Origin of the sequence: Dietzia cercidiphylli, from assembly GCF_014145145.1 — a bacterium.
Classification (GTDB): domain Bacteria; phylum Actinomycetota; class Actinomycetes; order Mycobacteriales; family Mycobacteriaceae; genus Dietzia; species Dietzia natronolimnaea.
Window position 1 is genome coordinate 1 of sequence record NZ_JAALEA010000529.1, and the last position, 2,936, is coordinate 2,936.

A 2,936-nucleotide genomic window follows, 5' to 3' on the forward strand; every position below is an offset into this window, starting at 1 on the left:
GGAGTGGGCCAGCGTGGCCAGCGCCGCGGTGACCTCGCCGTCGAGACCGGGGGCGACGACGACGGGGGCCGCGTCCGAACCGCCGTCGGCGTCACCGGGGTCGGCGCCCGCGGCGATACCGACCACCACCACCTCGGACTCGACAGGCGTCGTGACGGCCTCGATCGCGGCGAGGTCCGGGCTGTGGGTGAGGATCGACTGCGCGGTGGGCATGAAAGCACTCCTGGTGGTCGGCGGGGACGTACGGGACGTGTCAGATGCCCTGATGACGTGGCGGGACCGCCACGGCCAGGGCACCATAGTCTATCGACTACCGTGGGAGCGGAGCCGTACTGGAGAGCGCGAGGAGTGGCCACATGACAGACACCGGGGACCTCTACGAGGGGCCGCTGCACTCTCGTCACGTGGAGGCCGGGGCCACCTTCGCCCCCTTCGGTGGCTGGTCGATGCCCGTGCAGTACTCGGGCACCGTCGCCGAGCACCACGCCACCCGCACGACCGTCGGGTTGTTCGACGTCAGCCACCTGGGCAAGGCGCTCGTGACCGGCCCCGGCGCCGCCGGGTTCGTCAACACCTGCGTCACCAACGACCTCGACCGGATCTCCGCCGGCAGCGCCCAGTACACGCTGTGCTGCGACGAGTCCGGGGGAGTCGTCGACGACCTCATCGCCTACCGCGTCTCCGACTCCGAGATCTTCCTCATCCCCAACGCCGCCAACACCGCCGAGGTGGTGCGGCGGATGCAGGCCGCGGCGGCCGAGCGGGCGCCCGAGGTCAGCGTCACCGACGAGCACCGCTCCCGCGCCGTGATCGCAGTGCAGGGCCCGCTCGCCGGGGAGGTCCTCACCGCGGTCGGCCTGCCCATCGACCTGGACTACATGGCCTTCGTCGACGCCGACTGGTCCGGAGTTCCCGTCCGGGTCTGCCGCACCGGGTACACCGGCGAGTACGGCTTCGAGGTCCTGCCCGCGTGGGATCAGGCCGGCCCGGTCTGGGACGCGCTGGCCGAGCAGGTCCTCGCTCGCCAGGGGGCGCTGTGTGGGCTGGGTGCCCGCGACTCCCTGCGCACGGAGGCCGGTTACCCGCTGCACGGCAACGAGCTGTCCCTCGACCTCAGCCCGCTCGAGGCCCGCTGCGCGTGGGCCATCGGCTGGGACAAGCCGTCCTTCTGGGGGCGCGACGAGCTGCTGCGTCAGAAGGAGGCCGGGCCCGCCCGGCGCATGTACGCGCTCGAGGTCACGGGCCGCGGAGTCCTGCGCGCCGGCCAGACCGTGCGGGCCGGCGGACGCGACGTCGGCGTCACGAGCTCCGGCACGTTCTCGCCGACGCTGAAGACGGGGATCGCGCTCGCGTTCGTCGAGCTGGACGCCGGCCTGAAGAAGGGCGACGAGGTCGTCGTCGACGTACGGGGGCGAGAGGTACCGTGCCGCCTCGCGGTACCCCCGCTCGTCGAGATCCGCACCCGCTGACCCGCCCCTTCTCACCTAAGCGAGACGACATGTCCCAGTTCGACATCCGCCCCTCGGCCACACCGAGGACGGCCGCCGAGCGCGAAGCCATCTTCGCCGCTCCCGGCTTCGGCAAGCACTTCACCGACCACATGGTCACCCTCCCGTATTCAGACGGGGCCTGGGGTACCCCCACCGTCGAGGCCTACGCCCCGCTGTCGATCGACCCCTCCGCCGTGGTGCTCCACTACGCCCAGACGATCTTCGAGGGCCTCAAGGCGTACCGGCAGGCCGACGACTCCATCGCCTCCTTCCGCCCGGAGCAGAACGCGGCGCGCTTCAACCGGTCCGCGCAGCGTCTGGCCATGCCGACGCTGCCCGAGGAGTTGTTCATGGAGTCCCTCCGGCAGATCGTGGCGATCGACCGCGACTGGGTCCCCGCCGCCGGCGGCGAGGAGGCGCTCTACCTGCGGCCCTTCATGATCGCCACCGAGACCGGGCTCGGCGTGCGGCCGGCCGACGAATACCTCTACTCGGTGATCGCTTCCCCGGCCGGCGCGTACTTCTCCCGCGGCGTGGCCCCCGTGAGCGTCTGGCTGAGCACCGAGTACGTGCGCGCCAGCCCCGGCGGCACCGGCGCCGCCAAGTTCGGCGGCAACTACGCCGCCTCGCTGCGCGCCCAGGAGCAGGCCGCGGCCAAGGGATGCGACCAGGTGGTCTGGCTCGACGCGATCGAGCGGAAGTACGTGGAGGAGATGGGCGGGATGAACCTGTTCTTCGTCCTCGGCTCCGGCGACTCCGCCGAGATCGTGACCCCCGAACTGTCCGGCTCGTTGCTGCCCGGCGTGACCCGCGACAGCCTCATCCGGCTGGCGCGCCATCTCGGCTACCCGGTGACCGAGCGGAAGGTCTCGGTGGAGGAGTGGGAGTCCGGGGTCGCCTCCGGGGCGGTCACCGAGGTGTTCGCCTGCGGGACCGCCGCCGTGATCACCCCGGTGGGCTCGGTCAAGCACGCCGAGGGCGGGTACACGGTCGGCGACGGCGGGCCCGGCGAGATCACCATGCGTCTGCGCGAGACCCTCACCGGGATCCAGCGTGGGTCCGTCGAGGACACCTTCGGCTGGATGACCACGCTCGCCTGACCGGCCTCGCGTCCGGCCTCGCGTCCGGTCCCGCGTCCGGCCCGATTCCATCGCCAAGAGCGTTCCGCACACGTTTCTCGAGTAGGGGGTGTGCGGAACGGTCTTCTCGTTGACGCGCGGGTCTTTCCGTGACGGGTGTCAGGCCAGGATGACGGCGATGACCAGCGCTGCGGCCGTGCCCGCCTCGATCCCCGCCCCCAGGACGTCGCCGTTGACCCCGCCGAGGCGGCGGACGGCGTGGCGTGCGAAGCCCGCGGCAGCAGCGTAGAGGGACAGTCCGAGGGCAGCCCCGATGGTCGGGGCCCACCATGCCGCCCCCCACCATGCCGCCCCCCACCATGCCGCC

Annotated in this window: 3 protein-coding genes and 1 pseudogene; 2 read left to right on the forward strand and 2 right to left on the reverse strand. The window is 72.0% G+C overall.

The window, feature by feature from the left end; genetic code table 11:
* Window positions 1–213: pseudogene (locus G6028_RS16905) on the reverse strand (leucyl aminopeptidase); the annotation flags it as partial.
* A 143-nt stretch (window positions 214–356) separates the two neighbouring features.
* On the opposite strand from G6028_RS16905, the gene gcvT reads away from it, so the two are divergent.
* On the forward strand, window positions 357–1,469 hold the full coding sequence (gcvT, locus tag G6028_RS16910; RefSeq protein ID WP_179525021.1) for a glycine cleavage system aminomethyltransferase GcvT: 1,113 nt from the start codon (window positions 357–359) through the stop codon (window positions 1,467–1,469).
* Between the two features lie 29 nt (window positions 1,470–1,498).
* A complete protein-coding gene (locus G6028_RS16915; protein ID WP_182659561.1) occupies window positions 1,499–2,590 on the forward strand; it encodes a branched-chain amino acid aminotransferase in 1,092 nt (363 codons plus the stop codon).
* Window positions 2,591–2,728: 138 nt separating this feature from the next.
* Here the strand turns inward: G6028_RS16915 and G6028_RS16920 are convergent.
* On the reverse strand, window positions 2,729–2,936 hold a 208-nt coding region (locus tag G6028_RS16920), incomplete at its 5' end, for an adenosylcobinamide-GDP ribazoletransferase (protein WP_182659562.1).